This is a genomic window from Streptomyces sp. NPDC048295 (assembly GCF_040652135.1).
GTDB lineage: Bacteria > Actinomycetota > Actinomycetes > Streptomycetales > Streptomycetaceae > Streptomyces.
In genome coordinates this window covers 1-18032 of record NZ_JBEZLL010000061.1, presented here as the reverse complement: position 1 = coordinate 18032, position 18032 = coordinate 1, and the positions used below count along the sequence as shown (strand labels likewise).

The following is an 18032-nucleotide window of genomic DNA, read 5'->3' as shown; positions in this document are numbered from 1 at the left end:
ACCGCATACGCACCGAAGACATCGAGAAGAACACCCACGACAACCCCTTCGGCGCCGTCCTCTCCTTCCGCGGCACCGTCACCGACACCACCGTCGAGCACACCCTGAGCGCGGCGATGCCGGACCTCTCGGACCTCTTCGAGGTCGGCGAATCGTCGAAGTTCGCCGTCGGCCAGTGGTGGGCCGTGGAGATCAACGCCCTGGCGGGGAAGTACGAGAAGGAGATCCAGCGTCTCGTCCAGGTCACCGACGTCGTCGACGCCACGCACATCCGGGTCAACTACCAGATCGGCTGGGACCTGGCCGCGGGCCGCACGCTGACCTGGACCCGCGTCGAGCCCGTCGACCGTGCCCACGTCCGCAACATGGTCTTCGAGGGCTGGGGCGAGGACGAGATGACCGGCTCGCACCCGGTCGCGTACGAGTACGCGGTGCGCTGCGACGTCTCCGGCATCGAGGCCATCGGCACCTTCTGGCCGGTCGTGATGCGCCGCTGGTGCACGTACTACCGCACCGAGCAGTGCTCGCTGACCAACCCGAAGTCCGTCACCTACGGCGGTGCGGGCTACCTCACCCAGCAGATCTACTGCCTGTACGGGCACGTCGAGGACTGTCACACCTCCAACGCCCGCCACCTCAACGACTTCACGGCCTCCGCCTACTGCTACGTCACCAACTGCCACGGCGACGGTGACGACGAGGGCCCGTTCGTGACCCACGGTCAGTTCGAGCACGACCTCGTCTACACCGGCAACTCCGGGCTGATGACCTTCGCCAACTCCGGTGCCGCCTGGGGCGGCAGGGCCAAGCGGATCACGGTGCGCCGGCACGCCTGCTCCTGGTTCGTGGCCCGGGTCAAGATCACCGATCTGACCCTGGAGGACGTCCTGGTCATCGGCAAGAAGTCGCTCGCCGGCTCCGGAATGCTCTGGGTCAACGCCGACGGTGTGCAGATGCGCGGCTGTACGGCCACCGGTCCGCTGATCGTCTCCCGGGCCTCGGACCTCTCCGCCCGCCCCAATGTGATCGCCGACTCCTCGTTCGCGTTCGCGGCGGGCGCGGAGATCACCCAGGCCAACGTCACCGCTCCGCTCACCATCCAGCGCAGCGTCCTGAAGGGCGTCGACGGCGCGGTCCTCAACGGCACCGGCCCGCTCACCCTGGACCAGTGCACTCTGACCGGCTCCAAAGACACCGCACCGCTCTCGCTCGCGCACGGAGACATCACCGTGCTCGGCGGCGAGCTCCGCGACACCGGGCTGAAGCTGACCTCGGCGAAGGACCAGCGGCTGCGCGTCGACGGAACCCGGCTGAGCGGCACCAACAAGGACGGCGCCCTGCTCGCCCGCACCGGCTCCGGGCGGACCGTCGACTGGCAGCTCACCGGCCTCGACTCGACCGCGCCCAAGGGCACCGCCCATGTGCTGGTCACCGAGGGCCCCAACCGCTACCGGGCCACGGGCTCCACCTTCACCGGCGGCCGGCTCGAACTGCGGCCCGCGGCGTTCACCGGCGACAGCCACCTGCTGCACACCGGCTGCGTCGAGGACGGCACCGAGCGCACCGCGCTGCCGGACGAGGGCGGCCGCGTCGCCCACACCGCGGCCACGCTGCGCATCTGATCACCCCATCGAGCACCAGGGATTCCCCGTGTCCACGCATACCCCGATCACCGGCCGGCCCGTACGGGTCGCGCTCGTCGGCGCCGGCAACCGCGGTCTGACGTACGCCGAGTGGATCAAGGCGCACCCCGAGCGCGCCGAGCTCGTCGCCGTCGCCGATCCGCGCCCCGCGGCGCGGGCCGCCGCCGGCGCACCCGTCGAGTTCGACGACTGGCGGCCGCTGGTCGAGAACCGCATCGCCGACGCCGTCGTCGTCGCCACCCAGGACCGCTTCCATGTGGAGCCGGTGCTGGCACTGGCCGAGGCCGGCTACGCGATCCTCGCCGAGAAGCCCCTCGCCCCGACCGAGGAGGAGACCCGGCGGATCGTCGAGGGCGTGGAGCGGGCCGGGGTCCTGTTCGCGGTGTGCCATGTCATGCGGTACACCCCGTACACCGACCTGGTGAAGGAGGTCGTGGACTCCGGCGTGCTCGGTCAGCTGGTCTCCCTCGATCATCTGGAGCCGGTCGGCTGGTGGCACTACGCCCACAGCTATGTGCGCGGGCCGTGGCGCAGCGAGAAGGACTCCTCGCCGATGCTGCTCGCCAAGTCCTGCCACGACCTGGACTGGATCACGTACGTGATGGGCGGCCGGATCGAGCGGGTCTCCAGCTTCGGCGGGCTGAAGCACTTCCGGCCGGAGAACGCTCCGGCCGGGTCCGCCGGGCGCTGCCTCGACTGTGCGGTCGAGTCCGACTGCCCGTACAGCGCGCTGAAGCTCTACATGCCGACGCTGCGCGAGAAGGGCGCGGTCTGGCCGGTCACCCATGTCACCGAGGCGACCGACGAGGCCGGTCTCGTGCAGGCGCTCCGCGAAGGCCCGTACGGCGTCTGCGCGTACCGCGGCGACAACGACGTGGTCGACCACCAGGTCCTCGCCATGCAGCTGACGGACGGGGTGACCGCCACCTTCCAGATGGTGGCGTTCACCGAGCAGACGCACCGCCAGACCCGGATCTTCGGCTCGCACGGCTGGCTGATCGGCGACGGCGAGCGGGTCACGGTGCAGGACTTCCGGACCGGCGAGTCCACCGTCCATGAAATCGGCGCCTCCGGTTCGAACGCGGCGGACGGGCACGGTGGCGGGGACGCCGCGCTCGTCGAGGCGTTCGTCACCGCCGTCGCCACGGGTGACGCCGGAGCGGTCCGCTCCGGTCCCGCCACCTCGCTCGGCAGCCATCTCGCGGCCTTCGCCGCGGAGCGTGCCCGGCACACCGGCACCGTCCAGACGGTACCGGCGCAGTGACTCCCCCTGAAGGGCCTGTCGTTCGGACCGGACCGGGCTCGCCCTCTTCCCGCCCCACCCTCACGTCCTCGGAGGACCACCTCATGTCCCGTCTTCTCACCCGCCGTTCCAGAGTCCGCGCCATGGCCGTCCCCGTGGTGGCGACCGCGCTCGCCGCCGGTGTGCTGGCCGGCTGTTCCGGCAGCGGCAGCGACGACAACACCGTCACCATGTGGACCTACCCGGTCATCTTCGACGAGGCCAAGAACAAGGCGTACTGGGACGGCCTGATCAAGGCGTTCGAGAAGGAGCACTCGGGCGTCAAGGTGAAGGTGGAGACCTTCCCGTGGGCCAACCGCGACACCGCGCTGGCCACCGCGATCGCCTCCGGCAAGGGCCCGGACGCGGTCTACCTGATCCCGGACCAGCTGCCGAAGTACGCCAAGAGCATCGTCCCGGCCGACGAGTACATGCCGGCCGACGCCAAGTCGGACTACACGGACTTCGCCCTGAAGTCCGTCACGGTCGACGGCAAGGCCCTCGCCACCCCGGTCCTGACCAGCGCGAACCCGCTGATCTGCGACAAGCGGGTGTTCGCCGCGATCGGCGAGAAGACCTACCCGACGAGCTGGGCGGAGCTGGAGGCACTGGCCCCGAAGCTGAAGGAGAAGGGCTACTACGCCACCACCTACTACGGCGACACCCAGCAGACCCTGAACATGACCTTCTACCCGCTGCTGTGGCAGGCCGGCGGCGACGTCTTCTCCGAGGACGGCAAGAACGTCACCTTCAACGACGCGGCCGGCGTCAAGGCGCTCACGTACCTGAAGAAGCTCGTCGACGGCGGCTACACCGACAAGGACCTGGTCACCACCACGCCCAAGCTGGAGCAGACCCCGACCGCCAAGGGCAAGATCGCCTGCACCTGGCAGAACACCCCGGCGGACGTCGAGCCGTTCTGGGGCAAGGAGAACATCGTCGTCCAGCCGCCGCTCAAGGACGTGAAGTCGGTCGGCTACGGCACGGTCGGCGCACTGTCGATGCTGAAGGGCGCCGACAAGAAGAACACCGGCGACTGGCTGAACTTCGTCGCCGAGTCGAAGAACGCGGCCGGCCTGCAGAAGACCGCGGGCTACTTCCCGGCCCGCAAGTCCGGCGGCGACCTGTACCCGGACGACGCCCTTCAGACGGCGGTCGGCGCCACGCTGCCGAGCATGACCGTGGGCCCGCTCCAGGACAAGGCCCGTGAGGTCCAGGGCGTGCTCGCGCCCGAGATCCAGGCGGCGCTGCTGGGCAAGAAGAGCCCGCAGGAAGCGCTGAACGCCGCGCAGAAGGCCGCTCAGGCGATGCTCGGCCGCTGATCGGGCGCGGTTGCGGGATCCGGCCGCACCCGGATCCCGCAACCGCCCTCCCCGGGGGCCCCGCCCCCGACCCCCCGCAATTCCCCCGTACCGCAAGGAGATCCCCGTGGCAGTCGTCGCGGAACCAACCCGCCGGGGCCGTCGCAGCGGGCCGCAGGCGCGCCGCGAGGCCCGGATCGGCCTGCTCTTCGTCCTTCCGTGCTTCCTGCTCTTCCTGGCGTTCCGGTTCGGCCCGGGCATCGCCGGGGTGCTGATGAGCTTCACCGACTACACCCTCACGGGCGGTGGCAGCTTCATCGGGCTGGACAACTTCACCCGTCTCTGGGACGACCCGCTGTTCTGGCAGGCGCTGAAGGTCACGGTCCTCTACACCGTGCTCGCGGTGCCGGGCACGCTGATCGCCTCGGTGTCCCTGGCGCTGATCACCCGCCGCGCCTTCCGCGGCGCCAAGTTCTTCCGGTCGGTGTTCTTCCTGCCGGTCGTCACCTCGCTGGTGCTGGCCGCCACCGTCTTCGTCTGGATCTTCTCGACCGGTGGGCCGTGGTCCACCCTGATGAGCTGGTTCGGGATGTCCGAGGGCTCCTGGCTCTCCGACGACGTGCTGGTGCTGCCCGCGCTCGCGATCGTCGGCGTCTGGTCCCGCTTCGGGTACGGGATGCTCATCCTGCTGGCCCGGATGCAGGACATTCCGCGTGAGCTGGAGGAGGCGGCGCTCACCGACGGCGCCGGCCCCTGGCAACGGTTCCGGTACATCGTGCTGCCGCAGCTCAAGCCCGCCCTGTTCTTCCTCGCCGTGATCGAGACGACGGCCTCGTTCCAGGTCTTCGACGCGGTCTACACGATGACCGGCGGCGGCCCCGCCAACGCCAGTTACACGCTCGTCTTCCAGCTCTACGACGCGGGCTTCAAGTACTTCGACCTGGGTTACGCCTCCGCCATCGGCGTCGCGCTCTTCGCGCTGACCGTGGTGGTCGCGGTGATCCAGCGGCTCGTGATCGGGAAGGACCAGTGACCATGACCACAGCACCCGCCCAGACCGGGACCCCGCCCGCCCCAAAGGCGCCCGCGGCCCCCGACCGGGCCACGCGCCGCACCGAACGCAAGCTGCGCAAGCTCTCGGAGCAGGACACCGTCCCGTACGGCATGCGGCCCACCCGGGCCGGCCGGATCGGCCGCGCCGTGCTGCTGACGGTGGCCGCGATCGTGACGGTCTTCCCGTTCTACGCGATGGTCGTGCTCTCCCTGAAGCCGTCCGCGGCGGTCGAGTTCCCCGGCAGTCTGCTGCCGTGGCCGCTGACCGGCGAGGCGTACGACACCGTCATGAACTCCCAGGACGTGCCGCGCTGGCTGTTCAACACGCTGATCTACTCGGTCGTCTCGGTCGTCGGCGTGCTGCTGCTCGCCTCGCTCGCCGGGTACGCCTTCGCCAAGAAGCGCTTCCCGGGCCGGGAGACGATGTTCTGGTCGTTCCTGTCGATGGTGATGGTCCCGTACCACGTCACGATGATCCCGACCTTCGCGATGATCGCGAAGCTGGGCGGCGTGGACACGTACTGGGGTCTGATCGTGCCGACCCTGGCCAACGCCCAGGCAGTGTTCCTGATGCGGCAGTTCATCCAGGGGCTGCCGGACGAACTGTTCGAGGCGGCCCGGCTGGACGGCTGTAACGAGTGGCAGATCTTCTACCGGATCGTGCTGCCGCTGCTGAAGCCGATCCTGGCCACGCTCGGCGTCTTCGTCTTCCTGTGGCACTGGAACGACTTCCTGTGGCCGCTGGTCATCGGCCAGTCCACCGACATGCGCACCCTCACCGTCGGCATCGCCTCGCTCCAGCAGCAGAACGTGCCGCTCAACGTGGTGCTCTCCGGCTCCGTCATCGCGTTCGTGCCCATCTTCGCCGCGTACATGGTGGGCCAGCGCTACTTCACCGAGGGCGTCACCGCGTCCGGAATCAAGGGATAGCTACGAATGTTCACCGATGAGGCCGCGCTCGAAGAGCGGCTCGCCACCCCCTCCCCCGCACTCGTCGCCGATCTCGGCCGCCTCGAAGGCGATCTGCTGGTGCTCGGCGCCGGCGGCAAGATGGGCCCCAGCCTGTGCCGGCTGGCCCGCCGGGCGCTGGACGCCGCGGGCCGCCAGGACGTGACCGTGTACGCGGTCTCCCGCTGGTCCGACAGGTCCGCCGCCGACGAGCTGGAGGCCGCCGGGGTCTCCACCGTGGCCTTCGACCTGATGGACCCGGCCGCCGATCTGGCCGGACTGCCGGACGCCGGGAACGTCGTCTTCATGGTCGGCGCCAAGTTCGGCTCCGCCGGGGCCCCTTCGCACGCCTGGGCGGTCAACGCCGCCATGCCGGACCGGGTGGCGCGCCGCTGGTCGGGGGCGCGGATCGCCGCGTTCTCCACGGGCAATGTGTACCCGCTGGTGCCCGTCTCCTCCGGCGGCTGCACCGAGCGCGACCCGGTCGGCCCGGTCGGCGAGTACGCCATGTCGTGCCTGGGCCGGGAGCGGATCTTCGGCCACGCGGCGCTGACCCGTGGCACCAGGGTCGCCAACATCCGCCTCAACTACGCGGTCGACCTGCGCTACGGCGTACTCGCCGACATCGCCTACCGGGTCCAGGCGGGTGAGCCCGTCGACGTGACGACCGGTCACGCCAATGTGGTGTGGCAGGGATACGCCAACGAGGTCGCCCTGCGCTCGCTGCTGCACGCCACCGACGGCGAGGCGTTCACCCTCAACCTCACCGGCCCCGAGACCGCCTCGGTGCGCCGCATCGCCCAGTGGTTCGGCGAGGAGTTCGGCAAGGAGCCGGTCCTCGCCGGCACGGAGGCGCCCACCGCGCTGCTCTCCGACGCGAGCCGCTGCCACGCGCTGTTCGGCTACCCGGACGTCACCCTGCGCACCCTCGTCGAGTGGCAGGCCGACTGGCTGCGCCGCGGGCTGCCGCTGTCCGGCAAGCCCACCAAGTTCCAGGTCCGTGACGGAAGGTTCTGATCCACTCCATGTCCACTCCCTCCCCCGTGCCGGCCCCCGCCCTGGACGCGCTCGCCCGCGGTGCCGTGATCCCCGCGCACCCGCTCGCCCTGCACGACGACGGCTCCTTCGACGAGCGCCGGCAGCGCGCGCTGACCCGCTACTACCTCGCCTCGGGCGCGGGCGGCGTCGCCGTCGCCGTGCACACCACCCAGTTCGAGATCCGCGAACCGGAGGTCGGTCTGTTCCGGCCCGTCCTGGAGCTCGCCGCCGAGACGATCGACGCCGAGGCCGGCCGTCCGTTCATCAAGGTCGCCGGTGCCTGCGGCTACACGGCGCAGGCCGTGGCGGAGGCGAAGACCGCCGCAGCGCTCGGCTACGACGCAGTGCTGCTCAGCCCCGCCGTCCCCGGCGCGGACGAGAAGGGGCTGCTGGAGCGCGCGCGGGCGGTCGGCGAAGTGCTGCCGGTGATCGGCTTCTACCTCCAGGAGGCCGTCGGCGGACGCTATCTGTCACCGCACTTCTGGTCGTCGTTCACCGATCTGCCGAACACCGTCGCGGTGAAGATCGCCCCGTTCGACCGCTACCGCACCGCCGACGTCATACGCGCCGTGGCGGCCGCCGACCGGGCCGGCGAGGTGGCGCTGTACACCGGCAACGACGACGACATCATCGGTGATCTGCTCACCCCGTACGAGACGGCGGGCGGCAGTCCGCGCTGGTTCGCCGGCGGGCTGCTCGGCCAGTGGGCCGTGTGGACCGGCTCCGCGGTGAACCTCCTGGAGGACGTCCGCAGGGCGCGCGGCGGGGACCACGGGGCGATGGTGCGCTGCCTGGCCCGGCGCCCGGAGCTGACCGACGCCAACAGCGCGGTCTTCGATGTGCGCGGCGCGTTCCGCGGCTGCATCGCCGGGGTGCACGAAGTACTGCGCCGCCAGGGCCTGCTGGCGAACATCCGGTGCCTGGACCCGGCCGAGACGCTCTCCCCCGGACAGGCCGAGGAGATCAGCCGGGTGGCCGCGGCCTACCCTTGGCTGACCGATGACGCCTTCGTTGCGGAGCACCTCGATGCCTGGCTCTCCTGACCCCGTCCACGGCTCCCGGGTGGTCGTCGCCGTACCGCCCGGCCTGCGCGCCCAGTTCTTCACCGCCGAGGTGTGGCGGGACCTGGAGCGGGCGGCCGAACTCACGGTCGTCGACGACCACTCCGACCGGGCGGCGGTCGCGGCCGCGCTGCCCGGCGCCCGTGCGCTGATCACCTCGTGGCGGGCGCCGAAGGTGGACGCCGGGCTCCTCGAATCGGCCGACCGGCTGGAGCTGGTGGCGCACACCGGTTCCGCGGTCGCGCCCTATGTCACCGAGGAGGTCTTCCGGCGGGGCATCCTGGTCACCCAGGCCGGTGACGAGATGGCCCGCCCGGTCGCCGAGGTGGCCCTCGCGTTCACGCTCTCGCTGCTCCACCGCGTCCACCGCTTCGACCACGCCCTGCGCGGCGGGCTGGAGTGGGCGGCGGCGAGCGAGGCCCCGCCGCGCCACGAGATCCACGGCAGCGACATCGGAGTGATCGGCGCCTCCCGCACCGGGCGCGCCTACATCGCCCTGGTGCGGGCGATGGGCGCGCGGGTGAGCGTCACCGACCCGTATCTGTCCGCCGCGGACGCCGAGGCGCTCGGTGTGGAGTCCGTACCCCTCGAAACGCTGCTTTCGCGCAGCAGGATCGTGGCCGTGCACGCGCCGGTCACCGAGGAGACCCACCGGATGATCGGGGCCGAGCAGCTGGCGCTGATGCCGGACGGGGCGGGTCTGGTGAACACGGCCAGGTCGTGGCTGGTGGACGAGGACGCGCTCCTCGCCGAACTGGCCTCGGGCCGGCTGGACGCGGCCATCGATGTCTTCGACGCCGAGCCGCTGCCCACCGGCCACCCCTTCCGCGCCCTGCCGAACGTGCTGCTCACCCCGCACCAGGCAGCGGGCAGCGTCGAGTGCCGGCAGCGGCTCGGTGCGAGCGCGGTCGACGAGGTGCTGCGGCTGCTCGCCGGGCGCCCCCCGGCCCACGCCGTCACCGCCGACGCCCTCACCCGCCTCCATTAAGGGCTCACCGAGTCCTCAACCCCCGTACCGTTCAGGAGATTTCACTTCATGCGACTGATGCGCATCGGCGAGCCGGGCCACGAGCGCCCGGTCCTCGTCTGCCCCGAGGGCCGTCATTACGACCTGTCCGGCATCACCGGCGACATCGACGGCGCGTTCCTCGCCGCGCTCGCCGACAACCCGCATCTGGTGCCCGCCGAGCCGGTGCTCCCGGAGACCGACATCACGGGCCTGCGGATCGGCGCCCCCGTGGCCCGGCCCTCCGCACTGCTCTGCATCGGCCAGAACTACGCGGCCCACGCGGCGGAGTCGGGCGCCGAGCCGCCCGAGCAGCCGATCCTCTTCTACAAGTCGCCGAACACCGTCGTCGGTCCGTACGACGACGTGCTGATCCCGCGCGGCTCGAAGAAGACGGACTGGGAGGTGGAGCTGGCCGTCGTCATCGGCCGCCGCGCCTCCTACCTGGACTCCCCCGCCGACGCCGCCGCGCACATCGCGGGCTACGCCGTCAGCAACGACGTATCCGAGCGCGCCTTCCAGCTGGAGGAGTCCGGCGGGCAGTGGTCCAAGGGCAAGAGCTGCGCCACGTTCAACCCGCTCGGCCCGGTGCTGGTGACGGCCGACGAGGTCGGCGACCCGCAGCAGCTGCGGCTGCGCAGCCATGTCAACGGCGAGCCCCGGCAGGACTCCAGCACCGCGGACATGATCTTCAGCGTGGCGCACCTGGTGCACCATCTGTCGCAGTACCTGGTGCTGGAGCCGGGCGATGTCATCAACACCGGTACCCCGCAGGGCGTGGCGCTGTCCGGCCGCTTCCCCTACCTGGGTCCGGGCGATGTGATGGAGGTCGAGATCTCGGGCCTCGGCCGGCAGCGCAGCGTCTGCCGGCCCGCGTAACGGAGGCCGCGACGCCGCTCAGTCCTCCGGGAGTTCGACCGGGGCGATGTCGTCGAAGACGTCGCCGGGGCCGGGGTTCGTCGCATCGGTCGCGCCGCCGAACTGGGTCATCACGCCCCAGACGGCGTTGAGCGCGGTCTGTACGGCGCCCTCGGCCCATCCGGCCGTCCAGGAGATGTCGTCGCCCGCGAGGAACAGTCCCCGGCGGTCGGCGGGCAGCCGGTCCTGCATGAAGTGGGTGAACAGCCGCCGCTGGTAGCGGTAGTGGCCCGGCAGGTTGGCCTTGAACGCCCCCATGAACCAGGGCTCGTTCTCCCAGGACACCGTCACCGGGTTGCCGATGACGTGCTTCCTGACGTCGACGTCCGGGTAGATCTCGCCGAGCGACTTGAGCATGACGTCCATGCGCTCGTTCGCCGAGAGCGGCAGCCACTTCAGGCTGTCGTCGCACCAGGTGTACGAGAGGCAGATGACGGCGGGCCGGTCGGGGCCGTCGTCCAGGAGGTAGGTCCCCCGGGTCATCCGGTCGGTGAGCGTCATCGACATGGTGTCCCGCCCCGTGGCCGCGTCCTTGTCCAGCCAGAACGGCCGGTCGACGGGGACGAAGAGCTTGGACGACTCCATGTAGTGGGTGCGCTCCATCGCCGTCCAGTGGTCGATCGGGAAGAGCGCGTCGTCGCAGTCGATCTTCGAGAGCAGCAGCCAGGACTGCCCGGTGAAGATGGCGGCCGGGTAGGTACGGATGTCGCCGGTGGAGTCGGTGACGGTGATCCGGTTGCCGGCGGTGCGGTTCAGCCGGGTCACGGCGGGGCGCGGCTCGCCGTCGTGCAGCGAGGACAGCGACGTACCGAGCGGCCAGTGGACGATCTTTCGCGGTTCGCGGTCCCAGAGCCGCAGCGGGAGCTGCTGGCTGCCGCCGACGATGCCCCGGTGGTGGTCGTCCGCCTCGGTGTAGACGACGCGCAGGATCTCCAGGATGGAGTTGGGGAAGTCGGTGTCCCAGCCGCCGGTGCCGAAGCCGACCTGGCCGAAGATCTCCCGGTGCCGGAACGACTTGAAGGCGTCGGAGTCGCAGAGGAATCCGTAGAAGGTCTGGTTGTCGAGCTTCTTGACGAGCTCCGCCCAGATCTCCCGGATGCGCGGCACGTCGCGCTCGCGCATCGCGCGGTTCATGTCGGAGAAGTCCGCGCCCTCCTCCAGGCAGCGGTTCCAGGCGTCCATCACATCGCGGTAGACCTGCGGCAGGTCGTCGATGGTCCGCGCGTAGTGCGACTCGCCCTTGAGGTCGACGACGGTCGACGGGGTGGCCGCGGAGAGCGGGTTGGGGAACGGCTTCGTCTCCAGGCCGACCAGGTCGATGTAGTGCTGGAGCGCGGTGGAGGACGGTGGGAAGCGCATCGCGCCCATCTCGGCGGTGAGCTGCGGATCGCAGCCCTCGAAGCCGACGGTGCGCAGCCGGCCGCCGATCCGGTCCGCCTCGTAGACGACGGGCTTGAGCCCCATCTTCATCAGCTCGTACGCGGCCACGATGCCGGAGAGCCCGCCGCCGATGACGGCCACCTCGGTGCCGTGCCCGGTCGCGGGTATCTGCCCGATCCCGGCGGGGTGCGCCAGGAAGTCGTCGTACGCGTAGGGGAAGTCCGGTCCGAACATGGTGATCGGCTCGGTGGCGTCGGTGTGCTGGACGGCGTTGGGCACCGTGGACGTCATGGGGTACGGACTCCTTGCGCGGATGAAGAACTGGAACGGGGAGGGCGGGCTCAGACGAGGGAGCCGTACAGACCCGGGCGGCGGTCGTGCAGATACGGGTTCGCGGTCCGCGAGGCGCTCAGCAGCGCGGGGTCCACCTCGCCGACGACCAGTTCCTTGCCGCGTCCGGCGCGGCTGCGGACGGCGCCGTCGGGGCCGGCCAGGCAGCTCAGCCCGACGAACTCGAACTCGCCCTCCGGGCCGGTCCTGTTGACGTACGCGACGTACATCTGGTTCTCGAAGGCCCGCACGGGCACGAGGGACTCGGCGACGAACTGGAAGGGGTGCATCTGGGCGGTGGGCACCAGGAGCAGATCGGTGCCCGCGAGGGCGTGGGCACGCACGTTCTCCGGGAACTCCACGTCGTAGCAGATCATGATCCCGATGCGTACGCCGTCCAGTTCGGCCTGGACCACGGTCTGCTCGCCCGGGGTGAACCACTCCTGCTCGAAGCCGCCGAAGAGATGGGTCTTGCGGTAGTTGGCGAGCGCCGTGCCGTCCGGGCCGATGAGCTGCGCGGCGTTGAAGATCTGCTCGCCCGCGCGCTCCGGGTAGCCGTAGAGGACGGCGAGCCCGTGCCGTGCGGCGATCTCGCCGACGGCCAGGGCGGACGGCCCGTCGGCCGGCTCGGCCAGTCGGGGCACGTCGGCGCCGATCGCGTATCCGGTCAGGAAGAGTTCGGGGCAGACCAGGAGCCGCGCCCCGGCATCCGCCGCGCGCCGCGCGGCGCCGTCGAGCACCTCGATGTTCTCGGCCACGTGCCCGGGCCGTCCGGAGTTCTGGAGCAGGGCGGTGCGCAACGGCGGCATGGCTGACCTCGGACGGTGCGGGCTGGGCGGGGACGTATCGAAGGTACGGTCCGCCGCTCGCGCCGGACAAGGCGCGAGTGTTGCGCGTACACCGTCGATCCGTTGCGCGCCGACGGCCGTGCGCGGGGATTCATTGCGTGGGGCGTCTGCGCAGGTCAAAAGGGTGACCCAGGTCTCACGCGGTCCTGCGCGCGGGAGCTACTCCGGCGCACCCGAGGAGTAGCGCCGCAGCAGCGGCGACAGCACCAGTACGGACTTCGTCCGCTCCACGTACGGTTCGCCCGCGATCCGCTCCAGGACCTGCTCGAAGTGGCGCATGTCCGCTGCGAAGACCTGCACGATCGCGTCGGCCTCCCCCGTCACCGTGGAGGCCGACGCGATCTCCGGATAGCGTGCGAGCCCCTGCTTGATCGCCTCGGGCGAGGTGTTGCGGCTGCAGTAGATCTCGATGAACCCCTCGGTCTCCCAGCCCAGCGCCGCCGGGTCCACCCGGACCGTGAAGCCGGTGATGGCGCCCTCGGCGCGCAGCCGGTCCACCCGGCGTTTCACGGCGGGGGCGGACAGGCCGATCATCGCGCCGATGTCCGCGTAGGAGCGCCGGGCGTCTTCGGCGAGGGCGTGGACGATGCGTTCGTCGAGGTCGTTCAGGCGCACTTCGGGCGGTTCACTTCTCTGCGATGGCCGGTGTCGGGGGCGGCACGGGCCGCCCCCGAAGTAGACCATGGCGCGCCCGGCCGGGCGCGCTCACCGCAGGGCGTGACCGGTCAGAACGGGAACCGCGAGCGGCCGTGCTGCACCGAGATCCACTTCTGGGTGGTGAAGGCCTCGGCCATCGCGTCGCCGTTCAGCCGGCCGAGGCCGGAGCTCTTCTCGCCGCCGAAGGGCACGATCGGCTCGTCGTGGACCGTGCCGTCGTTGATGTGGATCATGCCGGTGTGGATGCGCTGCCCGACCCGTACGCCGCGCTCGATGTCGCCGGTGTGCACCGCGCCGCTCAGTCCGTACGGGGTGTCGTTGGCGATCCGGACGGCCTCGTCCTCGCCGTCGAACGGCACGATGAGCGCGACCGGACCGAAGATCTCCTGGGACAGGACGGGGGAATCGGCGGCCAGGCCGGTCAGCACGGACGGGCTCACCAGGTTGCCCTCGGTCCGGCCGTGCAGCAGGGCCGTCGCACCGGCCGCCACGGTCTGCTCGACGAGCGAGGAGATCGCCTCGGCCTGCGAGGAGTTGATGAGCGGGCCGATCACGGTCTCCGGGTCGGCCGGGTCACCGACCGGCAGCGAGGCGACCTTGGCGACGAACTTCTCGGTGAACTCCTTCTCCACCGCGCGGTCGACCAGGATCCGGTTGGCGGCCATGCAGACCTGTCCCTGGTGCACGTACCGGCTGAACACGGCCGCGTCCACGGCGTAGTCCAGATCGGCGTCGTCGAGGACGATCAGCGCACTGTTGCCGCCGAGTTCGAGCACGGCGCGCTTGAGGTTCGCCGCGCAGACCCTGGCGACGTGCCGCCCCACCTTGTCCGAGCCGGTGAAGGAGATGACCTGCGGGACGGGGTGCTCCAGCAGGGCGTCGCCGATCTCGGCGATGTCGGTGACCACGACGTTGAGCAGGCCGGCCGGCAGCCCGGCCTCCTCGAACACCTTCGCCACCAGCGTCCCGCCGCAGACCGGGGTGTTCTGGTGCGGCTTGAGCACCACCGCGTTGCCGAGCGCCAGGGCGGGGGCAACCGACTTCAGCGACAGCAGGAAGGGGAAGTTGAAGGGGCTGATGACGCCCACGACGCCGACGGGCACCCGGTAGACGCGGTTCTCCTTGCCCTCGGTCGGCGAGGGCAGTATCTGCCCGGTGGGCCGCAGCGCGAGCTGGACCGACTCCCGCAGGAACTCCTTGGCGAGATGCAGCTCGAAGGCCGCCTTCAGCCGGGTGCCGCCCAGCTCCGCGACGATCGCGTCACCGATCTCGGACTCCCGCTCCTCGACGATGCGCAGCGCCCGCTCCAGCACCGTCCGCCTGGCGTACGGATTGGTGTCGCCCCAGGCCCGCTGGGCGTCCTGGGCGGACCGGTAGGCCTGGTCCACCTCGTCGGCCGTGGCGACCGTGATCGAGGCGAGCTTCTCCCCGTTGTACGGATTGAAGTCGATGATGTCCCAGGACCCCTTGCCCGACCTCCACTCTCCGTCGATGTACTGATGGGCCAGGTCGGTGAAGAAGGACATGAGATCCCTTACCACAGAGGAACGCGCAACTGATTGGGATTCATGTTACTTAGACGGACCGGCAATTGGGGGTTTACCGAGGTCCGGAACCGGACATCCGTGCCCTCCGCCGCAAGCGCCCGGAAACGCCGGTGCCCCTCCGGCCCGAACGGGCTGGAGGGGCACCGGCGTCGCGGTACTCCGGGATCAGCTCCAGCTGGCGTGCAGCGGCTTGCCCTCGGCGTATCCGGCGGCGCTCTGCACCCCGACGACCGCCTTCTCGGCGAACTCGGCCAGCGAGCCCGCGCCGGCGTAGGTGCAGGAGGAGCGGACGCCCGCGATGATCGAGTCGATCAGGTCCTCGACGCCCGGCCTGGCCGGGTCCAGGAACATCCGCGAGGTGGAGATGCCTTCCTCGAAGAGCGCCTTGCGGGCCCGGTCGTAAGCGGACTCGTCCGACGTGCGGTTCTTCACGGCGCGCGCGGACGCCATGCCGAAGGACTCCTTGTAGAAGCGGCCGTCGGCGGACTGCTGGAGGTCGCCGGGCGACTCGAACGTACCGGCGAACCAGGAGCCGATCATCACGTTGGACGCACCGGCGGCGAGCGCCATGGCGACATCGCGCGGGTGCCGGACACCGCCGTCCGCCCAGACGTGCTTGCCGTACTTCTTCGCCTCGGCGGCGCACTCCAGAACTGCGGAGAACTGCGGCCGGCCCACGCCGGTCATCATCCGGGTGGTGCACATGGCGCCGGGGCCGACACCGACCTTGATGATGTCCGCGCCGGCCTCGATGAGGTCGCGCACACCCTCGGCGGCGACGATGTTGCCGGCGACGATCGGGACCTGCGGGTCGAGCCCGCGCACGGCCCGGACCGCGTTGATCATGGACTCCTGGTGGCCGTGGGCGGTGTCCACGACGAGGGTGTCGACGCCCGCGTCCAGGAGCTGCTTGGCCTTGCCCGCGACATCGCCGTTGATTCCGACGGCGGCGGCGATCCGCAGCCGGCCCGCGGCGTCGGTGGCGGGGGTGTACAGGGTGGCGCGCAGTGCGGCCTTACGGGTGAGGATGCCGACGAGCCGGCCGTCCGCGTCGACGGCGGGGGCGAGCTTGCGGTTGGCGCCGTCCAGCTTGTTGAACGCGTCGCGCGGGTCGATGTCCGAGTCGAGCAGCACCAGGTCCCTGGACATGATTTCGGAGAGCTGGGTGAAGCGGTCGACTCCGGTCAGGTCGTGCTCGGTGACGACACCGACGGGCCGCCGCTCCTCGTCGACGACGACGCCCGCGCCGTGCGCGCGCTTCGGCAGCAGTGACAGGGCGTCGGCGACCGTCTGGCCCGGAGCCAGCACGATCGGCGTGTCGAGCACCAGGTGTCGCGTTTTCACCCAGGAGACGACGTCGGTGACGACCTCGATCGGGATGTCCTGCGGGATGACGACGAGCCCACCGCGGCGGGCGATCGTTTCGGCCATCCGGCGGCCCGCGATGGCCGTCATGTTCGCCACGACGAGAGGGATGGTGGTGCCGGTGCCGTCGGGCGAGGAGAGGTCGACACCCTGGCGGGAACCGACTGCCGAACGGCCCGGGACCATGAAGACGTCGTCGTACGTGAGGTCGTACGGGACCGAGGGGGAGTCTGTGTAACGACCAGTACCGGGCTCAAGAAAACGCATAACGCTCATTTTTTCATATGAAACGGAGCGGGTCGCTTCCAGGAAGGCACAACAAAAGGCACCCGCGTTCGTGCGTTCCTCCAAAGGAACCGGACGGGCGTCCCGGGCGGGTGGAAGCCGCCTTGCCGGCGGACCCTACCCGAAGGACGGGGAATCATTCGCGATCATCTGCCCTGGACCTGGTGACAAGGGGTCGGGTAGCTTCAAAACCCGCAGGTCCCGTGGGTCTTGTCTACGCCCCGGAGGAACAGCCGGAAGCTCACAACTTCCGTCACACGTACGACCGGAGAGGATCACGACCCACCCGTGGAGAGCGAACTGCCGGACATCTACTGCCCGTTCCCCCAGCGAACCAACCCGAACGTCGGACACACCCGAGTCCACCTCGACGAATGGACGCGCAACACCGGTCTGGTACACCGCGATTCGGCCAGGGACCGCTTCGTGCAGGCGGACTTCGGATCGTTCGTCGGCATGGTGTATCCGACCGCGGACAGCAAGAATCTCGACCTCGTCGCCGACTGGTTCGTATGGCTGTTTCTCGTCGACGACCAGCTCGACGACGGGCATCTGGGCCGCAGCCCCGAGCGGGTGCGCGACGTGGTCGAGCTGATGCGGACCGTGATCGAGGACGACACCCCCGGCACCCTGCCGGACGGGCAGCTCCCCGCCGCCGTGGTCGCCCTGGCCGACCTGTGGGAGCGGACGACGCCGACCGCCGCCCCGCACTGGCGCACCCGGTTCGGCTGGCACCTCACCACGTACCTCACGACGACCACCACGTGGGAGGCGGGGAACCGGGCCGCCGGCGTGGTCCCGTCGGAGGAGACGTACATCGCCAAGCGCCGTCACACGGGTGCGATACATGTCTGCATGGACCTGATAGAGATCGTGGCCGGGATCGAGGCTCCCGAGTCGATCCACAACGACTCCCGGTTCATCACCGCGCTGGAAGCCTCGTGCAACGTCGTGTGCTGGGCCAATGACGTGTATTCGTACGAGAAGGAGCAGGTGCTCGGCGAGATCCACAACCTCGTCCATCTGGTCCGGCACCATCGCGGCTACGGCGAGCGGGAGGCGCTCGAACACGTCTGTGCCCGGACCACGGCGGAGACGGAGCGCTTCATGACCGCCGAGTCCGAGCTGCTGGCCGCGTACCCGCAGCTGTCCTGGATGCTCGGCCCGTACCTGGACGGCATGCGGAGCTGGATGCGCGGCAATCTCGACTGGTCACGGCAGACGCCGCGCTACAACCCGGCCGATGTGAGTCAGTACGAGGAGCCGGAGGAGTATCTGGAGGCCACGGTCCTGGGTGTGGTCCGGGACTGAGGCCCCGCCGTACACGGAACCGCCCGGGAGCACCGCCCGGACCTTCTCGTACGGGCCGC

At 70.2% G+C, this 18032-nt stretch carries 15 protein-coding genes; 10 read left to right on the top strand and 5 right to left on the bottom strand.

Going from position 1 to position 18032, the window contains the following annotated elements:
- The 9 genes from AB0D53_RS41335 to AB0D53_RS41295 form a co-directional block, all read left to right on the top strand.
- Nucleotides 1-1622, top strand: a 1622-nt coding sequence (locus AB0D53_RS41335) for a peptidase C14 (RefSeq protein ID WP_362454655.1), incomplete at its 5' end; no start/stop codon positions are given.
- A gap of 28 nt (nucleotides 1623-1650) precedes the next feature.
- Complete coding sequence (locus AB0D53_RS41330) at nucleotides 1651-2907, top strand: Gfo/Idh/MocA family oxidoreductase (RefSeq protein ID WP_362454653.1); 1257 nt, start codon at nucleotides 1651-1653, stop codon at nucleotides 2905-2907.
- 83 nt (nucleotides 2908-2990) lie between these two features.
- Nucleotides 2991-4247, top strand: coding sequence for an extracellular solute-binding protein (locus AB0D53_RS41325; protein WP_362454651.1), 1257 nt, complete (start codon nucleotides 2991-2993; stop codon nucleotides 4245-4247).
- Nucleotides 4248-4353: 106 nt separating this feature from the next.
- Entirely contained in the window at nucleotides 4354-5259 is a 906-nt protein-coding gene (locus AB0D53_RS41320; RefSeq protein WP_329817652.1) for a sugar ABC transporter permease, read from the top strand.
- 2 nt (nucleotides 5260-5261) lie between these two features.
- Nucleotides 5262-6209: a carbohydrate ABC transporter permease gene (locus tag AB0D53_RS41315; protein ID WP_362454648.1), complete on the top strand. Its 948-nt coding sequence runs from the start codon at nucleotides 5262-5264 to the stop codon at nucleotides 6207-6209.
- A gap of 6 nt (nucleotides 6210-6215) precedes the next feature.
- Complete coding sequence (locus AB0D53_RS41310; RefSeq protein WP_362454646.1) at nucleotides 6216-7244, top strand: NAD-dependent epimerase/dehydratase family protein; 1029 nt, start codon at nucleotides 6216-6218, stop codon at nucleotides 7242-7244.
- A gap of 8 nt (nucleotides 7245-7252) precedes the next feature.
- Nucleotides 7253-8308: a dihydrodipicolinate synthase family protein gene (locus tag AB0D53_RS41305; RefSeq protein WP_362454644.1), complete on the top strand. Its 1056-nt coding sequence runs from the start codon at nucleotides 7253-7255 to the stop codon at nucleotides 8306-8308.
- Complete coding sequence (locus AB0D53_RS41300; protein WP_362454642.1) at nucleotides 8292-9314, top strand: hydroxyacid dehydrogenase; 1023 nt, start codon at nucleotides 8292-8294, stop codon at nucleotides 9312-9314. Before AB0D53_RS41305 ends, AB0D53_RS41300 begins: the two co-directional genes overlap by 17 nt.
- A 48-nt stretch (nucleotides 9315-9362) precedes the next feature.
- Nucleotides 9363-10211, top strand: a complete 849-nt coding sequence (locus AB0D53_RS41295; protein ID WP_362454640.1) for a fumarylacetoacetate hydrolase family protein — start codon at nucleotides 9363-9365, stop codon at nucleotides 10209-10211.
- A gap of 18 nt (nucleotides 10212-10229) precedes the next feature.
- Here the strand turns inward: AB0D53_RS41295 and AB0D53_RS41290 are convergent, their stop codons facing one another.
- From AB0D53_RS41290 to AB0D53_RS41270, 5 genes are all read right to left on the bottom strand, one after another.
- On the bottom strand, nucleotides 10230-11921 hold the full coding sequence (locus AB0D53_RS41290; protein WP_362454638.1) for an NAD(P)/FAD-dependent oxidoreductase: 1692 nt from the start codon (nucleotides 11919-11921) through the stop codon (nucleotides 10230-10232).
- Between the two features lie 50 nt (nucleotides 11922-11971).
- Nucleotides 11972-12769 carry a carbon-nitrogen hydrolase family protein gene (locus tag AB0D53_RS41285; protein WP_362454636.1) on the bottom strand — a complete coding sequence of 266 codons (798 nt, stop codon included), beginning with the start codon at nucleotides 12767-12769 and terminating at the stop codon, nucleotides 11972-11974.
- Between the two features lie 198 nt (nucleotides 12770-12967).
- Nucleotides 12968-13423, bottom strand: coding sequence for an Lrp/AsnC family transcriptional regulator (locus AB0D53_RS41280; protein ID WP_189543760.1), 456 nt, complete (start codon nucleotides 13421-13423; stop codon nucleotides 12968-12970).
- Between the two features lie 110 nt (nucleotides 13424-13533).
- A complete protein-coding gene (locus AB0D53_RS41275; protein ID WP_329817663.1) occupies nucleotides 13534-14991 on the bottom strand; it encodes an aldehyde dehydrogenase family protein in 1458 nt (485 codons plus the stop codon).
- Nucleotides 14992-15177: 186 nt separating this feature from the next.
- Nucleotides 15178-16644 (bottom strand): GuaB1 family IMP dehydrogenase-related protein, encoded by a 1467-nt coding sequence (locus tag AB0D53_RS41270; protein WP_362454633.1) that lies wholly within the window; start codon nucleotides 16642-16644, stop codon nucleotides 15178-15180.
- Nucleotides 16645-16950: 306 nt separating this feature from the next.
- Here AB0D53_RS41270 and AB0D53_RS41265 point away from each other — a divergent pair, with 306 nt between their 5' ends.
- The gene (locus AB0D53_RS41265; RefSeq protein WP_362454631.1) at nucleotides 16951-17973 is read left to right on the top strand and encodes a terpene cyclase; all 1023 of its coding nucleotides are present in this window, start codon (nucleotides 16951-16953) and stop codon (nucleotides 17971-17973) included.
- The last annotated feature ends 59 nt before the right edge of the window (nucleotides 17974-18032 follow it).

Excerpts from the sequence above, each read along its gene's own strand:
- AB0D53_RS41290 (WP_362454638.1), bottom strand. The coding sequence starts at position 11,921 with ATGACGTCCACGGTGCCCAACGCCGTCCAGCACACCGACGCCACCGAG.
- AB0D53_RS41275 (WP_329817663.1), bottom strand. The coding sequence starts at position 14,991 with ATGTCCTTCTTCACCGACCTGGCCCATCAGTACATCGACGGAGAGTGG.
- AB0D53_RS41300 (WP_362454642.1), top strand. The coding sequence starts at position 8,292 with ATGCCTGGCTCTCCTGACCCCGTCCACGGCTCCCGGGTGGTCGTCGCC.
- AB0D53_RS41295 (WP_362454640.1), top strand. The coding sequence starts at position 9,363 with ATGCGACTGATGCGCATCGGCGAGCCGGGCCACGAGCGCCCGGTCCTC.
- AB0D53_RS41310 (WP_362454646.1), top strand. The coding sequence starts at position 6,216 with ATGTTCACCGATGAGGCCGCGCTCGAAGAGCGGCTCGCCACCCCCTCC.
- AB0D53_RS41270 (WP_362454633.1), bottom strand. The coding sequence starts at position 16,644 with ATGCGTTTTCTTGAGCCCGGTACTGGTCGTTACACAGACTCCCCCTCG.
- AB0D53_RS41315 (WP_362454648.1), top strand. The coding sequence starts at position 5,262 with ATGACCACAGCACCCGCCCAGACCGGGACCCCGCCCGCCCCAAAGGCG.
- AB0D53_RS41325 (WP_362454651.1), top strand. The coding sequence starts at position 2,991 with ATGTCCCGTCTTCTCACCCGCCGTTCCAGAGTCCGCGCCATGGCCGTC.
- AB0D53_RS41285 (WP_362454636.1), bottom strand. The coding sequence starts at position 12,769 with ATGCCGCCGTTGCGCACCGCCCTGCTCCAGAACTCCGGACGGCCCGGG.
- AB0D53_RS41305 (WP_362454644.1), top strand. The coding sequence starts at position 7,253 with ATGTCCACTCCCTCCCCCGTGCCGGCCCCCGCCCTGGACGCGCTCGCC.